Origin of the sequence: Bacillus sp. FSL K6-0923 (genome assembly GCF_038630825.1) — a bacterium.
Taxonomy (GTDB): domain Bacteria; phylum Bacillota; class Bacilli; order Bacillales; family Bacillaceae; genus Bacillus; species Bacillus pumilus.
On sequence record NZ_CP152044.1, the window covers coordinates 2,281,858 to 2,297,796 of the forward strand.

Sequence of the window (15,939 nt, forward strand, 5' to 3'; positions counted from 1 at the left end):
GTTACAGAGGGGAGGAATGGAATTGATTTTAATTCAAAAAATTGTCCTGCAGCGGCTCAATCAGATCACAGCAAATGATCTGTTAAGGTATGCGAAACAGTATGGTGTCAGTTTAACGTCAAACCAAGCTGCTGAGGTGGCCAAACTCATGAATGGGAAAAACGTCAATATTTTTAATGATGCAGAGCGTAGCCGGCTTCTTAAGCAAGTAGAAGCGATTACATCTAAACAGACAGCTCAGACTGTCAATGATCTGTTTAATCAGTTTACAAGTTAAGAAAAAAAGGGCCGCATTTAGCGGCACCTCATGATGTTGTATGCTTTTTACTGATCTTTAATTTTATCTAGCAAGCCTTCGTCAAATTGCTTTTCTTTTAGCATCGCAATTTCGAATTTGTAAGGTGGTTTTTTGTTCTTTTTATCTTCACCTACATAAGGCGTTTCTAAGATTTTTGGCACATCTTGAAGCTGCGGATGATGCACAATGTTGTTCAGTGCATCGAAGCCAATTTCACCAAAGCCGATATTTTCATGTCGGTCTTTTCTTGCGCCTTGTACGTTTTTACTGTCATTAATATGAAGAACCTTGATTCGGTCAATACCAATGATTCGATCAAATTCTTCTAACACCCCATCAAAGTCAGTCACAATCGGATAGCCAGCATCGTGTGTGTGACACGTATCAAAGCAGACAGAAAGTGCTTCGTTATGTGTCACTCCGTCGATAATTTGGGCAAGCTCTTCAAAGCTTCTTCCGCACTCTGAACCTTTGCCAGCCATTGTTTCTAGTGCAATTTGAACCTTTTGCCCTTTTACGATGACTTCGTTTAAACCTTCAATGATTTTTTGGATTCCTGCTTCTGGTCCTGCTCCGACATGTGCACCTGGGTGGAGAACAATCTGCCTCGCACCTAGCGCTTCTGTACGTTCAATCTCAGAGCGAAGGAAGTCCACACCAAGCTCAAAGGTCGCTGGATTGACGGTATTCCCAATATTAATAATATACGGTGCATGTACGACGATATCTGTCATACCATGCTCTTTCATATGCACTTGTCCAGCTTCAATATTGAGATCTTCAATTTTTTTACGGCGCGTATTTTGTGGTGCACCTGTATAAATCATAAACGTATTCGAACCATAAGAGGCAGCCTCTTGACTCGCTGCAAGAAGCATATGTTTTCCGCTCATGGATACATGTGAACCAATCTTCAACAATGTTTCCCCCTACTTTCCATTACGCTTTGACTTTCTACGTTCCTGTCTTTTGATTTTGTCCATCTCACGTGTCATTTTCTTTTTATATCCAGGTTTGACGGCTTTCGGTTTTCTCACAAGACGCTTTGCTTTTTCTTCAATTTCATTAGGTGCTTTTTTACGTCTTTGACGCTTCAAGCGGTCATCTGCATCTCGCCATTCGCCATGAACAATGGTTTTGTTTTCAAACACAACGCCCATTTTCTCGATCTGAATAAGTGCATCCTCATCAGCAAGCTCATAAATCGTCATCGCAATTCCAGATGAACCAGCTCGAGCTGTTCTCCCAACACGGTGAACATAAAAATCAAGATCAGATGGCAGTTCATAGTTGATCACATGGCTGATGCCTTTGATGTCGATTCCGCGGGCTGCAAGATCTGATGCCACTATATAAGTGAACTCTAAATCATCAATTTGCTTCATCACTTTTTTACGTTCGCGCGGTGTTAATCCGCCGTGCAGCACCCCAACCTTCATTCCTTTTTCTTGTAGGAATGATGCGATTTCATCAACGGTTGTTTTTGTATTGGCAAAAATGATGCCTAAATAAGGCTGTACATTCGTCACCATTTCATGAAGCAATTTCAGCTTGTCACGCTGTTTAGATGGAACTAAAATATGCTGAATGTTTTCAGCTGTAATTCGTTTTGGTTCAACATGGGCATATTTGGGATTGTCCATATATTTTTTCAGGAACGGCTTTAGTTTTTCTGGAATCGTTGCTGAGAACACAAGCATTTGCAGCTGTTCTGGCATTTGTGAGCCAATACGGTCCACATCTTCTAAAAATCCCATATCCAGCATTAAATCCGCTTCATCAATGACAAGAGATGTCGCTTTGTAAACGTTCAGCGCCTGCTCATGAATGAGGTCAGCAATACGTCCAGGTGTACCGACAACCAAATGCGGCTGGTTTTTTAGCTTTTGAATGGATTTTTGCTTGTCCGTTCCGCCAATGTAAAGCTTCGCTTTAATCTCTTCTTCTGGAGAAGCATTTTTTAAAATCGTTTGGGCTTCTTTGAAAATTTGATTAGCTAATTCTCTTGTAGGTGCAGTAATCACGACTTGTACGTGCTCTTTGCTTGGATCAATTGAATGAATAAGCGGCAATAAGTACGCGTGGGTTTTTCCTGTTCCTGTTTGTGATTGACCAATCACGCTTTCTCCCTTTAACACAGCAGGGATGATTCTTTTTTGAATATCAGTTGGCTCATAAAAGCCCAGTTCATGAATAGCATCTATAATAAAAGACTTTAATTCATATGTCGTAAATTTTGTTTCGTTCATGTTTTCACTCCTTAAGGCAATGCCTTTTTGCTCATCTCCTCATTATAGCTGATTTTCAGCAAAAAAACCATGTCCGCTTTTCTTAAAGGAAACCAATTGATGCTTCGTTGCATAACCTATGAAGAGAAAGAGAATGCAGTAAGGGAGGTACAAGTATGTTAGGGCAAAGGCCTATGGGCGATTTTCAGCCGCACCGTCCCTCACGCCGGCATCTTGGAAATGGCGGACAGCCCGGAATTTTTCAAAGGAGGCAGCAGGCTCCTATCGAACAGCCTTTTCAAGGGCAAGGCAATCAATTTCAGCAAATGATGCCTCGCTCCCCGTCTGTACAGGGAGGCGGTGTACGCGGAATAGGCGGAATTCCAGGAGGCGAAAGCCGTGCACTAGGCGGCGGAGCAGGAATGAAAGGCATGCTCGCTAAATTTCTTCCTGGCGCAGGGGGAGCAGGAGTCTCTGGAGGTGGTGCGGGTTTACAAGGAATCCAGAGCTTCGCAAATCCTGCAACCCTCTCAAGCATGTTGGGAAATGTTCAAAAGGTGCTCGGTATGGCGCAGCAATTTACGCCAATGATTCAGCAATACGGTCCTTTAGTCAGAAATCTGCCTGCGATGATTAAGCTATATAGCCAGCTTGGCAGTGCGGATGATGATGAAACTAGTACAGATGAAGAACCTAAAGAAATCGGCGAGGAAACAGAAGTGCAAAAAGAGGTTGCATCAGGAGATGATGAAATAGAAGAAACCGAAGAACCAGAAGACATCCTCGTCAAAAAAACAGCTCCTCACACATCACCTGCTCCTGAAGTGAAACCGAAAAAAAGACCTGGCAGCTCTGTTCCAAAACTATATGTCTAGTGATCTTTTAATGGCGAAATGTTCCCTGCGTATAACAATCTTTGATATATACGCTTACTTTGGCTATAATGGAAGCTAGAGAATGATAAAAAGCCGTTTTTTCACGGCTTTTTATATTGTTCTTCTCTAGCAGCACTTCCCTACAGGAGGACGAATAAATGAATGTAATTAAAATTTCGCCGCGTGGCTATTGCTATGGCGTTGTAGATGCAATGGTCATTGCTAAAAATGCCGCACTTGATAAAAACTTGCCACGCCCAATTTATATATTAGGTATGATTGTGCACAACAAACACGTGACAGATGCCTTCGAAGAAGATGGGATCTACACACTGGACGGCCCAAACCGCTTGGACATTTTAAAGCAGGTTGAAAGCGGAACAGTCATTTTCACTGCTCACGGCGTTTCACCTGAGGTTCGTCAAATTGCAGAAGAAAAAGGCCTTGTCGCCATTGATGCAACCTGTCCCGATGTAACGAAAACACATGAACTCATTTCAGAGAAAACAGCCGATGGATATGACATTATTTATATCGGAAAAAAAGGTCATCCTGAGCCAGAGGGAGCTGTCGGAGTAGCCCCTGACAAGGTGCATCTTGTCGAATCAGAAGCGGACATTGAGGCGCTCGATTTAACATCAGATAAATTGCTTATCACCAATCAGACAACGATGTCTCAGTGGGATGTCCACGATCTGATGGAGCTCATAAAAGAGAAATATCCTCACGTCGAGTACCACCAAGAAATTTGTCTTGCGACACAAGTACGTCAGGAAGCTGTATCTCAGCAAGCTGGCCAAGCCGACCTTACCATTGTTGTCGGAGATCCAAAAAGTAATAACTCCAACCGTCTGGCACAAGTGTCAATGGAGATTGCCGGAACGCAGGCTTATCGTATTGGCGACCTAAGTGAACTCAAGCTGGAGTGGCTGCAAGGCGTCAAAACCGTTGCCATTACTGCTGGCGCTTCTACACCGACACCTATTACAAAGGAAGTGATCCGTTTCTTAGAAAACTACGAGCCGGATGATGAATCAACTTGGAAGATTGAACGGTCGGTTCCTCTTTCGAAAATACTACCGCGCGTGAAAACAAAGAAATAAAAAAACGTCAGAGCATAGAAGCTCTGACGTTTTTTATTTACATAAATTGAAATGGATTTGTGTTCGATTCAGAAACAAAGAGCTGTACATCATACTTTTTATCTGAACATAGGGATTGAAGCTTCGCCTTTACGCCCTCTTTCATAATCTTTTCTGCATAATGCCCTGGGTCCACTACATTCAGCCCGAGCATCATGGCATCATGGGCGACATGGAAATAAAGATCCCCTGTCACATACACATCAGCACCCATTCTTTTCGCTTGATGAATGTATTTATTTCCGTCTCCGCCAAGCACAGCTACTTTTTTCACAACAGCGTCCTGATCACCTACAAAGCGAGCACCATTTACATCGAGCTTTGTCTTCACAAATCGTGTAAAGTCTCCAAGGGTCATTGGCTCTCTTAGCTCCCCTATACGGCCAAGACCTTTTTGAATAGGAGGAAGATCTGTCGTGTGTACACTATAGGCGACTTCTTCATAAGGATGTGCCTTGATCATTTCACGAATGACTTGTTTTTCAATACTTGCTGGGAAAATGGTTTCAATCCGCACTTCTTTCACAAATTCCAATTGACCGGTCTCACCAATAAACGGATCCGCATCTTCTGATGGCAAAAAACTGCCTGTCCCTTCATTTGAAAACACACAATGGCTATAGTTGCCAATATGGCCGGCACCCGCATTTCCTAAAGCCGTACGGATGGCTTCTTCAAATTCCTGCGGGACATAGAGGGCAAGCTGTTTGATTGGATCTTCATATGTCGGCACTAGCACACTTGTTTCTTCAAGCTCTAGAGCCTCAGCAAGCAAATCATTAACTCCTCCGTCAGCCACATCTAAATTCGTATGTGCCACATATACTGCAATATCATGTTTGATGCATTTCTCAATGATCCGTCCAGCCGGCTGATCTGTCGCTACATGTTTTAATGGACGAAAAATCGGCGGATGGTGAGCAATAATGAGATCCACTTTTCGCTCGATCGCCTCATCTACTACATTCTCTAATACATCCAAAGTGATCATAACATTGGTTACTTTTTTATTTAATGTCCCGATCTGAAGACCAATTTTGTCACCTTCCATGGCATATGCCTTTGGTGAAAATTGTTCAAATAATTGGGTGATTTCATGTCCGTTTACTGTTTTAGCCAACAGTCAAAACCTCCTTTAGAATCTTTATTTTCACATGCAGCTCTTCAAGGCGATCGTTGTTCTCTTCTGTTTGCGCTGCCTGCTGGATTTGACTTTCTATCTTCTCCATATGCTGAAGCTCTTGCATCCACTTGCGCCGGAAGACGTCATTTTGCTCTTTCGTAAGAAACGGCCCAACCAGCATGCCTGTTTCAATTGACATCCCTTCATAGGCTTTATCTTTGTCGCCTTTTTCGGCGATGATGATTTCGTATATTTTGCCATCCTCTTCTAAAATAACTTCATCTATCAATTCATACCCCTCTTGATAGAGCCATAAACGAATGTGATGAGCATGGATATTTGGCTGAAGAATGAGCCTTTCAAGGCCTGTAAGCTTATGCTTGCCGTCATTTAAAATGCTTGCGATGAGTGCTCCGCCCATACCTGCAATCGTTACAGCATTCACTTCGCCCTTTTCAATGACTTCAAGGCCATTTCCTTTTCTGACCGAGATCTGGTCATCTAATTCAAGTCTATGTACTTGCTGCTTCGCTGATTGAAGCGGACCTTCTGTAATTTCACCAGCAATCGCTTTTACTGCTTTTTGATGCAGGATCGCATAACACGGCAAATAGGCATGATCTGAGCCGATATCAGCAAAGACAGCCTCATGTGGTAAAAAGTCTGCGACTCTTTTTAATCGTTTTGATAAATTCATTTCATTCATACGTATCACTACTTTTCTTTAATGTTCATTCTTGTCTATCTTATATAAATTAAAAGTCGTTTTCAAATGAAAAAAGCTCTTCTGATCAAAAAGAGCTTTTTGCGTAACATTATTTAATTTTGGATACCCATTCTGACATTTCATCAAGCTTTTCATTCGGGATCAGCCCGCCTGGCATCCCATTGCCGCCTTCTTGAATTTTCTTCTTGATGTCTGCTACTTCAAGCTTGTCGCCAACACCTTTTAATGCAGGACCAGCACCGCCTTCATAGTTTTCCCCATGACAGCTAATACAGTTCTGTTTATACAATTCTTCCGGCGTCGCATTTGCTGTTTCTTCTTGCTTTTGCTCCTCGCCTCCAGAGGCGATTTTGTCTTCATCTTTCAACCCCTTCATTGATAAGAAAAAAGTGAGTCCAATACCTAAAATGGCAATCAATAAGAATGGTATAAGTGGATTCCGTTTCATTTCTTTCATCCTCCCCTTTGTGAAAACCCCTTTAAGACTATACAAACAATTCTAATTCTACTTTAATTTTACAAAAAGTAAACGAATTATGATACAAAACTTTGGTCAAGTTCACAGATTAGACAAAAATGATGCAAAGATGAGAAATGAAGCCTTCAGCACATTTTGATGTATTTTTTATACATCTTTTCTCTAAGAACGTTGCAAATTCATTATTTATTCAGTAAAATATAATCAGATTGAAAAAAGCGTTTTCATTTTTGATGAAGAAAGAACGGATCTCTTTCAAGATCCGTCCAGTTTCTACTCTAAGAAGTCTTTTAATCGTTTACTTCTGCTTGGGTGTCTTAATTTACGCAGAGCTTTCGCTTCAATTTGGCGGATACGCTCTCTTGTGACGCCGAACACCTTTCCAACCTCTTCTAACGTACGTGTTCTTCCGTCATCTAGTCCGAAACGTAGTCTTAGTACATTTTCTTCACGGTCCGTTAGTGTGTCTAATACATCTTCAAGCTGCTCTTTTAACAATTCGTATGCAGCATGGTCAGATGGAGATGTCGCCTCTTGGTCTTCAATAAAATCACCAAGGTGCGAGTCATCTTCTTCACCAATAGGTGTTTCTAAAGATACAGGCTCTTGCGCAATTTTAAGAATTTCTCTAACCTTTTCTGGCGTTAAATCCATGTCTTCAGCAATTTCCTCTGGCGTTGGTTCTCTGCCTAGGTCTTGCAGAAGCTGTCTTTGAACACGGATCAATTTATTAATGGTTTCCACCATATGAACCGGGATCCTGATTGTTCTTGCCTGATCGGCAATCGCACGCGTGATCGCCTGTCTAATCCACCAAGTCGCATATGTTGAGAATTTGTATCCTTTTCGGTAATCAAACTTCTCAACTGCCTTCATAAGACCCATGTTTCCTTCTTGAATCAAGTCTAGGAACAGCATACCACGACCGACGTAGCGTTTCGCGATGCTGACAACGAGACGAAGGTTCGCTTCCGCTAATCTTCTTTTTGATTCCTCATCGCCTTCTTCGATCTTTTGAGCATACGTAATTTCTTCTTTAGCAGATAACAAATTGACGCGTCCGATTTCTTTTAAGTACATACGAACAGGATCATTAATTTTGACACCTGGTGGTACGCTTAAATCATTCAGGTCAAATTCTTCTTCCGCTTTAGCCAGCTGCTGAACATTTGGGTCTTCTGTCTCTTCGTTTTCACTAATGAGCTCTACACCCTGTTCGCCTAAGTATTCATAGTATTCATCCATTTGGTCTGATTCAATTTCAAAGCTAGACATACGCTCTGCAATTTCTTCGTATGTTAAAACGCCCCGTTTTTTACCCGTTTCAGTGAGCTTATCTCTCACCTGTTCAAAGGTTAGTTCAGTTTCGGTTTCGTGGGCTTGTTTATCAGCCATTATGGATCCCTCCTTCCAAAGCTTGCAACGAATTCTAAAGTAACTTGCGATTTGCTTCCGCCCTGCTTTTCTCTCTTTATCAAACAGATGAGCAAATAGGAATAAAATAAATAATGATGAAGGCAAGATGCTTGCGGTCTTATGCTCCTCCCGTAAAGGATTCATTGCCAGCCGTAAGTCTTGTCATAAATATTAGACGTATTACTTCAGCGAACGGTTCAACTGAATAATTTCTTTTGCAAGTGTTGCCGCTTTGAAGAAATCTTTTTGCCTCTCCGCTTCTGCACGTTCTAGTTCTTTTTCCTTTATCATTGACAAATTCCGATGATTCAACACTTTCTTTACATAATCACTTAATTCAGCTTCACTTAGTTCGTCTCCAACTTGAATCATGAATATATCCGTCAGAAGCTGATTGATGACATCATCTTCTATACGGTTCATCAGGTGCTGCGGCGTTGGTTCTTTGCCTTCTTCATACAAAGCATAAATGTACGTGGCCAGCGCCCTGTGAGAATCTATATTAAATTCAATCCCTACTCTGTCCAGTACTTTGCGGATCACGTCATCGCTTTTTACCATATGAGCAAGCAGCATTCGCTCTGCATTTTCATACGCTGGCCGCAGACGCTTTCTCCGTACCTGTGTTGACAGATGTGCACGCCGTTTTTCAAGCCCGCTTTCTTCCTGCGTGCTTTTGGCTTCTTGACGCTGCTGTTTTTCAAACAGGTCCAGTTGTTCCTTTAATGAATCAAGTGAGATCGAGAACTCTCCAGCAAGCTGTTTCATGTAAATCTCTTGTTCCAAGGAACCGTTTAACCGGCTAATTTCTCGGAGTACCTGCTTCATATAAGTAAGCCGGTCTCCTTCATCAGATAAATTCTTTCCCCTACGGAAAAAGTTCATCTTAAAAGTCATTAATGTCACACTTGCATCTATGATGTCATTCCTAAATTTCTCGCCGCCATATTTACGAATGTAATCATCTGGATCAAGTCCATCTGGTATCATGGCAACGCGAACTTTACATCCTCTTTTTCCAAGCAAATCTGATGCTTTCATGGTGGCTTCATAACCGGCCGTATCAGAGTCATAGCAAAGAATGATCTCTTCTACGTTCCGTCTGAGAAGTTTTACGTGCTCTTCTGTTAGAGACGTACCCATTGTTGCAACACTTTCGCCGACACCTGATGTGACAGCTGAGATGACGTCAGCAAATCCTTCGAAAAGAACCGCTCGTTCGCGTTTTCGAATATGCATACGCGCGTCATGAAAGTGATAAAGCAGCTTACTTTTATGAAAAAGTGGCGTTTCAGGACTATTCATATATTTAGGCTGCTGATCACCAAGCGATCTTCCGGAAAAAGCGACGACTGTCCCATGATGATCATGAATGGGAAACATCACACGATCCCTAAAGCGGTCAAAAAAGCCTGTTCCGTTTTCACGTTGAATCAAAAGACCGGCCTTCTCCATCATCGCAGGATCAAACCCTCGTTTTTCTAAAAACTTGGTCACAAAATCCCAAGAGTCAAGAGCATATCCGATCTCAAACTTGGCAATTGTTTCATCTGTAAAGCCTCTCGCCCGTAAATAATCGAGAGCGTTTTGACCTTCCTTTGTATTTACCAGCAAATGGTGGTAAAATTTCTTAAGAAGCTCATGCGCTTCAATCATTTTATGATCTGCAGTGTCCTCTTGCTGTGAGGAGCTGATCTGAGCATTTGCTACATGATCAGGCAAATCAATATGGTACTTATCAGCAACATGTGAAACGGCTTCAATAAATGAGTAGCCTTCCATTTGTCTGAGGAACGAAAATACATTACCTCCTGCACCACAGCCAAAACAATGGAAGATTTGCTTATCTGCTGAAACAGAGAATGAAGGAGTATTTTCACCATGGAATGGACAAAGACCGAAGTAATTTCGACCTTGCTTTCTAAGCTGTACGTATTCTCCAATCACTTCGACAATGTCTGCGTTTTTTTGGATTTGCTCCAAAAGTTCATCTGGTATACGTTTGCTCATCCTAATAACACTCCGTCGTACATTATTCGCCTTTTAATTCAAAAATCCTTCATGATTCGACAGGATTTTTTGTAGTTGCGCAATAAATCGCTTTTTATCCTCTTCTAAAAGCTTTTTGGGACCTTTTCCGTATACACCTTTTCTTCGCTGTTTACTGGAAACATGCCTGCGTTCCAAATCAAAATCAATTGTTTCGTTCGTGTACATCCGTCCTCTTTCAGACAGGACAATGACCTGTCTTGGAAGCAGTAAGGAGGCAAGACCAATGTCTTGGGTGACGACAATATCATGCGCGGCAGCTGAGTTCGCAATGACTAAATCCGCTGCTTCCTTATGTGTATCTACAAACCGCCAATCTTCAAGTGGAGATCTTTTGGTTTGAAAATGCTCATATGAAGCAATGAACGTCACAGGTACTTGAAATTGAGATGCGACAGAAAGGATTTCGTCTTTTACAGGACAAGCATCTGCATCGACATAAATCGTCCTCTCTTGTTTATGTTTCAGGTGACTAATTCTCCATCCCTCCACCTTATTCCTGCTTTAGAGAAGCAAAAAGACCATACTTTTCCCCCATATAGCTAACAACAGTACAACTCATTTTGTCGAAAAGTTATGTTCAGAATCACTTGACTTCTGCCAATATTAGTTTATTCGTTCTTGACTTAACTTAAACCTAAAATTAATCATTTTATCACAATTTTTTATTATAATACAAATACAGCAAATATGCCATTGTTTTTGTTTACCCGTTTCCCACCATAGGAAAAACCCAGGAGGAGCATCCTGAGTTTATTCGGAACCTCTTTTGGTCAGCATTTGATGAATAACATTTGCCGTTTCTTCAACTGCTTTATTCGATACATCAACAACTTGACAGTTAATGCGGTCCACCACTTTTTCAAAATACTCTAGCTCTTCTTTAATCCGTTCAATGTTCGCATAAATGGCGCGATCATTTAAACCTAGAGATTTCAAACGCTCTTTACGAATATGATTTAGTTTGTCTGGACTGATTTTCAGACCGATGCATTTCTTTGGATCAACTGAAAATAACTCCTCTGGCGGATCTACTTCAGGAACAATTGGAACGTTCGCTACCTTCAGCCGTTTATGCGCCAAGTATTGAGATAGTGGTGTCTTAGATGTACGTGATACACCGATGAGCACAATATCAGCCTTTAGAATGCCTCTTGGGTCTCTGCCGTCATCATACTTCACTGCGAACTCAATGGCTTCAACCTTCTTAAAATAGTCCTCATCTAATTGACGTACACGCCCCGGCTCATGTTTCGCTTCATTTCCATAAGCAGTCTCCATTTTGTCGATCAGTGGTCCAATGATGTCATAATAAACAACTCCGTTTGCTTCTGCCTCTTCGATTAAGAATTGGCGCATTTCTGGCACAACAAGAGTAAAGCAGACGATTCCGTTATCTGCTTTCGCCAGTGAAATGACTTCTTTAATCGTACCGACATCCTCTACATATGGGATTCTTCTAATATTTGAATGGTCTGATGAGCCGCCATCAAATTGGCTAAGTGCCGCTTTGACTACGAGCTCTGCCGTTTCTCCTACTGAATCTGATACCACAAAAATTACGCGATTACTCATAACATCCCCTCGCAGTCTTCTGTAATTAGATTATTTCGTTCTCCGATAAGCTAACAAGTATTTTCGTCATGTTTGTTTTTGTAATTCTGCCGACCACTTCAAAGCCTTTATCCGTATCTTTTATAACAGGAAGTGCGTCTATCTGCTTTTCAATCAAGTGCTTCGCCACATCCATAATGAAATCTTCCTTGCGGCAAACGGTGATGTTCGGCATTCTTGTCATAATGATATGGACAGGAATCGATGGAAGCTCCTGTTTTCCAATACTCGCGCGAAGGAGATCCTTCCTTGACAACACCCCTGTTAAAATAGAGTGATCGTCCACAACGAATAATGTGCCCACATCCTCTAAAAACATCGTACAAATCGCATCATAAACTGAAACATTCTCATGTATCACCACTGGAATGGATTGAAAATCTTTCACTTGAAGTTTTTTCAGCTTATCTGCTAAAAGCTGCGTGCCTGTTTTTCCTGTGAAAAAGTAGCCGACCCTTGGTCTTGCTTCTAAAAAGCCTGACATCGTTAATATGGCTAAATCCGGTCTGAGGGTCGCCCTCGTTAAGTTCAGCCGATCGGCGATATGCTCTCCAGTGATCGGACCATTCTCTTTGACAATCTGTAAAATCTGCTCTTGCCGTTTATTTAACTCGATTGTACTCACCACCTTTAAATAGAGAGAGCGAATCTTTACTTTATGTATATCATTTTCATAACTCATCATATTATAGCGCATCTTTGTCCGAATGAAACAAAAATCCACTCAAAAACCGTGAATTAAATGAGTAAAAAACGATTGCCCTTCAAAAAAAGGCAACCGTTCTTAGGTATTTATTTTACAATTAAATTGTTCATATTCGCAAATGATTGAATGACTTTAGCTAGTTTCACCATTTGTGCCAAACGATTTCGCTTCAGCTTTTCATCATCTGCATGAACCATTGTGTGATCGAAATAATGAACAATCGGTGTTTTTAACGTATCAAGTGCCTCAAGCGCTGCACTGTATTGCCCTGCTGCTACATGTTCATTGACAGCTGTCTCTACTTGCTGATACTCCTCATAGAGCTTTTGCTCGTGCTCATTTTCAAACAGCTCAGGCTGAATCTCTGCGTCTTCTCCTTTTTTACTGATTGAAATGACGCGTCCTAATGCTTCTGCTGTTTCTTTGAAGCTTTCTTGTTTCACACTCTCCTCAAGAACAGCTGCTTTTTTCACAACTGCATAAGGTTCAATATTTTCAACATCCAGTACTGCATCGACAACATCATGACGGATATGCTCTGCTTGGAGGACATATTTTAAACGGAATGTTAAAAATTCAATGAGAGCAGTTTCATGAGCTGCTTCTACTTGAGCAAGTGCCAAAAGCTCTTTGAATGAAATGTTCCAATGACGATCAAGCAGAATTTGAACGATACCGCTCGCTTGTCTTCTTAATCCATAAGGATCTTGAGAGCCCGTTGGAATGACATCAATTGAGAAGAAGGAACAAATAGAATCCAGCTTATCGGCTACTGCCACAATCGCACCAATTAAAGTGGAAGGCGCCTCATCACCGGCAAAGCGCGGCATATAGTGCTCGTTGATGCTTTTAGCCACTTCTTCATGTTCACCAAGTGCTTTTGCATATTTCTCGCCCATGATTCCTTGTAATTCTGGGAACTCATAGACCATTTGAGTCACAAGGTCAAACTTCGAAATACTGGCGGCTCTTGCCACACGCTCTGTCGTTTCGTCATCTGCACCGACATGTGCCGCTAGACGCGTCGCAATGTCTGTCACTCTCTTTAGCTTGTCGCCAATTGTGCCAAGTTTCTCATGGAATACAACCTTATCAAGCTTCTTAATATTGTCTTCAATGACTAGTTTTTCGTCTTCTTTATAGAAGAAGGCAGCATCTGATAAACGCGCACGAAGGACTTTTTCGTTCCCTCTTGCGACATTTTCAAGCGCCTCACTGTTTCCGTTTCTCACCGTAATAAAGTGAGGCAATAATTCCCCTTGCTCATTTTTCACAGGGAAATAGCGCTGATGCTCTTTCATTGTGGTTACCAAAACTTCCTCCGGCAATGCAAGGAATTCTTCTTCAAAGGAACCAGATAGTACCGTTGGGTATTCTACAAGGTTGTTGACCTCTTCTAGAAGCTCAGGATCAACAGGAATCACCCAGTCTTTTTCAGAAGATAGAGCATTTAGCTGCTCGGTAATGGATTGTTTTCTTTTATCTGAATCTGCAATGACAAATTGATCGCGCAATGTTTGCTCGTAAGAAGCAGGAGAGTCGATGGTAGCTGTCTTACCAAGGAAACGGTGTCCCCTTGTCTCACGGCCGCTTTTCACCCCAGCAATGTCAACAGGTACAATCTCCTCTCCAAATAAACAAACAATCCATTTAATCGGACGGATGTAGCGTAAATCTTTACTTCCCCATCTCATGTTCTTTGGAAAACTTAATGAAGCAGCGATCTCACCTAATGCTGGCAGAAGGTCTTTAACTTGCTTTCCTTCTTGAAACTTCTGGACATGGACATAATCCACTCCTTTGATCTCTTTAAAATAGAGATCATCTGTTGAAGCACCTTGTCCGCGGGCAAAACCTTCCGCTGCTTTTGTCCAATTGCCTTCCGAATCTTGCGCGATCTTTTTAGCCGGACCTTTTGCTTCTTCTTTGATGTCTTCTTGTTTTTCTGCGACACCTTTCACAAGTACAGCAAGACGTCTTGGTGAGTTAAATAGAGCAGCATCTTCAAATGAAATGTTTTGCGCTTCAAACCACGCTTTTACTTTTTCGCCTAGCTGCTTTGTGCTTTCTGGCATGAAGCGAGCCGGCATCTCTTCTAAGCCGATTTCGAGTAATACATCTTGTTTATTCATGAGAAGCCGCCTCCTCTTTTAGCATAGGGAATCCCAATTTTTCTCGTTCTTCATAATAGGTTTTGGCAACTTTTCTTGCTAACTGGCGCACTCTTCCGATATATCCAGTTCGCTCAGTAACAGAAATTGCGCCCTTTGCATCAAGCAAGTTAAACGTATGAGAGCATTTCAGTACGTAATCGTATGCTGGGTGAACAAGCCCTTTGTCCATTTGGCTATGCGCTTCCTTCTCATAAGTCGTAAATAGCTCAAACAGCATGTCAGTATTAGATGTTTCAAATGTATAAACAGAGTGCTCATATTCAGCCATTAAGAATAAATCTCTGACCGTAAATCCGTTAGTCCATTCAAGATCGAAGACATTTTCTTTGTCCTGAATGTAGGAAGCAAGACGTTCAATACCGTATGTGATTTCAACGGAAACAGGCTTACATTCTAAGCCGCCGACTTGCTGGAAATACGTGAATTGGGTGATTTCCATTCCATCAAGCCATACTTCCCAGCCAAGTCCTGCACAGCCAAGAGATGGGTTTTCCCAATTGTCTTCGACAAAACGAATATCATGTTTCAGCGGGTCAATACCAAGCGCTTTCAATGATTCAAGATACAGTTCTTGAATATTGTCAGGTGACGGCTTAATGATTACTTGGAATTGATGATGCTGATACAATCTATTTGGGTTTTCTCCATATCTGCCATCAGCCGGGCGTCTTGAAGGCTCTACATACGCTACCTTCCATGGCTCTGGACCAATGCTTCTGAGGAACGTGTATGGACTCATCGTTCCGGCACCTTTTTCTGTGTCATACGCCTGCATTAATACGCAGCCTTCATTTGACCAATGCTTTTGCAGCGTCAAAATCATGTCTTGAATATTCAATGATCGCACCTCCATCTTTTCTACACCATCCGCTATGTATGGCGGGTGGGTCTAGAACCTCGCAAAAGAACACAAAAACTCCCGTCTCTATGCTCGCAAGGCTCCTTGCAAACATAGGGACGAGAGTTTTTCCCGCGGTTCCACCCTATTTGCTGGTATCGTAGCAACCAGCCGCTTTGTTTTACGTTGCTCAAGAATGCCTTTCGTTACGCCTCCATCCTTAGCTCACACCGCCCTAAGGTCGCTTTTATGGGTTCTGCGCAAGTACTTC

At 41.9% G+C, this 15,939-nt stretch carries 15 protein-coding genes; 3 read left to right on the top strand and 12 right to left on the bottom strand.

Annotated elements, in window-relative coordinates; all coding sequences use genetic code 11:
• The first annotated feature begins 22 nt into the window (after positions 1 to 22).
• Entirely contained in the window at positions 23 to 277 is a 255-nt protein-coding gene (locus MHI16_RS11655; protein WP_044139399.1) for a DUF2624 domain-containing protein, read from the top strand.
• Positions 278 to 324: 47 nt separating this feature from the next.
• Here the strand turns inward: MHI16_RS11655 and MHI16_RS11660 are convergent, their stop codons facing one another.
• Both MHI16_RS11660 and MHI16_RS11665 read right to left on the bottom strand, forming a co-directional pair.
• A complete protein-coding gene (locus MHI16_RS11660) occupies positions 325 to 1,218 on the bottom strand; it encodes a deoxyribonuclease IV (RefSeq protein ID WP_058014659.1) in 894 nt (297 codons plus the stop codon).
• 9 nt (positions 1,219 to 1,227) lie between these two features.
• Entirely contained in the window at positions 1,228 to 2,547 is a 1,320-nt protein-coding gene (locus MHI16_RS11665; RefSeq protein WP_058014658.1) for a DEAD/DEAH box helicase, read from the bottom strand.
• A gap of 155 nt (positions 2,548 to 2,702) precedes the next feature.
• Between MHI16_RS11665 and vrrA the strand changes: the two genes are divergently transcribed.
• Complete coding sequence (gene vrrA, locus MHI16_RS11670; RefSeq protein WP_058014657.1) at positions 2,703 to 3,401, top strand: VrrA/YqfQ family protein; 699 nt, start codon at positions 2,703 to 2,705, stop codon at positions 3,399 to 3,401.
• Positions 3,402 to 3,559: 158 nt separating this feature from the next.
• On the top strand, positions 3,560 to 4,504 hold the full coding sequence (locus tag MHI16_RS11675; protein ID WP_058014656.1) for a 4-hydroxy-3-methylbut-2-enyl diphosphate reductase: 945 nt from the start codon (positions 3,560 to 3,562) through the stop codon (positions 4,502 to 4,504).
• Between the two features lie 37 nt (positions 4,505 to 4,541).
• Here MHI16_RS11675 and MHI16_RS11680 read toward each other — a convergent pair whose 3' ends face one another.
• The 10 genes from MHI16_RS11680 to glyQ form a co-directional block, all read right to left on the bottom strand.
• Complete coding sequence (locus MHI16_RS11680) at positions 4,542 to 5,663, bottom strand: Nif3-like dinuclear metal center hexameric protein (protein ID WP_058014655.1); 1,122 nt, start codon at positions 5,661 to 5,663, stop codon at positions 4,542 to 4,544.
• Complete coding sequence (locus MHI16_RS11685; protein ID WP_058014654.1) at positions 5,656 to 6,372, bottom strand: tRNA (adenine(22)-N(1))-methyltransferase TrmK; 717 nt, start codon at positions 6,370 to 6,372, stop codon at positions 5,656 to 5,658. Before MHI16_RS11685 ends, MHI16_RS11680 begins: the two co-directional genes overlap by 8 nt.
• A 109-nt stretch (positions 6,373 to 6,481) precedes the next feature.
• Positions 6,482 to 6,841, bottom strand: coding sequence for a cytochrome c550 (gene cccA, locus MHI16_RS11690; RefSeq protein WP_058014653.1), 360 nt, complete (start codon positions 6,839 to 6,841; stop codon positions 6,482 to 6,484).
• Positions 6,842 to 7,144: 303 nt separating this feature from the next.
• On the bottom strand, positions 7,145 to 8,266 hold the full coding sequence (rpoD, locus tag MHI16_RS11695) for an RNA polymerase sigma factor RpoD (RefSeq protein ID WP_008342392.1): 1,122 nt from the start codon (positions 8,264 to 8,266) through the stop codon (positions 7,145 to 7,147).
• Positions 8,267 to 8,467: 201 nt separating this feature from the next.
• Positions 8,468 to 10,297: a DNA primase gene (gene dnaG / locus MHI16_RS11700; RefSeq protein ID WP_058014652.1), complete on the bottom strand. Its 1,830-nt coding sequence runs from the start codon at positions 10,295 to 10,297 to the stop codon at positions 8,468 to 8,470.
• Between the two features lie 33 nt (positions 10,298 to 10,330).
• Entirely contained in the window at positions 10,331 to 10,828 is a 498-nt protein-coding gene (locus MHI16_RS11705; RefSeq protein WP_058014651.1) for a YaiI/YqxD family protein, read from the bottom strand.
• 261 nt (positions 10,829 to 11,089) lie between these two features.
• A complete protein-coding gene (locus MHI16_RS11710) occupies positions 11,090 to 11,911 on the bottom strand; it encodes a pyruvate, water dikinase regulatory protein (protein ID WP_008342399.1) in 822 nt (273 codons plus the stop codon).
• Between the two features lie 25 nt (positions 11,912 to 11,936).
• Positions 11,937 to 12,575, bottom strand: a complete 639-nt coding sequence (locus tag MHI16_RS11715; protein ID WP_024423017.1) for a helix-turn-helix transcriptional regulator — start codon at positions 12,573 to 12,575, stop codon at positions 11,937 to 11,939.
• 167 nt (positions 12,576 to 12,742) lie between these two features.
• Positions 12,743 to 14,788: a glycine--tRNA ligase subunit beta gene (gene glyS / locus MHI16_RS11720; RefSeq protein ID WP_268466097.1), complete on the bottom strand. Its 2,046-nt coding sequence runs from the start codon at positions 14,786 to 14,788 to the stop codon at positions 12,743 to 12,745.
• Entirely contained in the window at positions 14,781 to 15,668 is an 888-nt protein-coding gene (glyQ, locus tag MHI16_RS11725) for a glycine--tRNA ligase subunit alpha (protein WP_058014649.1), read from the bottom strand. The genes glyS and glyQ overlap by 8 nt, the downstream gene beginning before the upstream one ends.
• Positions 15,669 to 15,939: the final 271 nt, after the last annotated feature.

Coding starts and splice junctions, on each gene's coding strand:
- MHI16_RS11710 (WP_008342399.1), bottom strand. CDS start 11,911: ATGAGTAATCGCGTAATTTTTGTGGTATCAGATTCAGTAGGAGAAACG.
- rpoD (WP_008342392.1), bottom strand. CDS start 8,266: ATGGCTGATAAACAAGCCCACGAAACCGAAACTGAACTAACCTTTGAA.
- glyS (WP_268466097.1), bottom strand. CDS start 14,788: ATGAATAAACAAGATGTATTACTCGAAATCGGCTTAGAAGAGATGCCG.
- vrrA (WP_058014657.1), top strand. CDS start 2,703: ATGTTAGGGCAAAGGCCTATGGGCGATTTTCAGCCGCACCGTCCCTCA.
- MHI16_RS11685 (WP_058014654.1), bottom strand. CDS start 6,372: ATGAATGAAATGAATTTATCAAAACGATTAAAAAGAGTCGCAGACTTT.
- MHI16_RS11675 (WP_058014656.1), top strand. CDS start 3,560: ATGAATGTAATTAAAATTTCGCCGCGTGGCTATTGCTATGGCGTTGTA.
- cccA (WP_058014653.1), bottom strand. CDS start 6,841: ATGAAACGGAATCCACTTATACCATTCTTATTGATTGCCATTTTAGGT.
- dnaG (WP_058014652.1), bottom strand. CDS start 10,297: ATGAGCAAACGTATACCAGATGAACTTTTGGAGCAAATCCAAAAAAAC.
- MHI16_RS11665 (WP_058014658.1), bottom strand. CDS start 2,547: ATGAACGAAACAAAATTTACGACATATGAATTAAAGTCTTTTATTATA.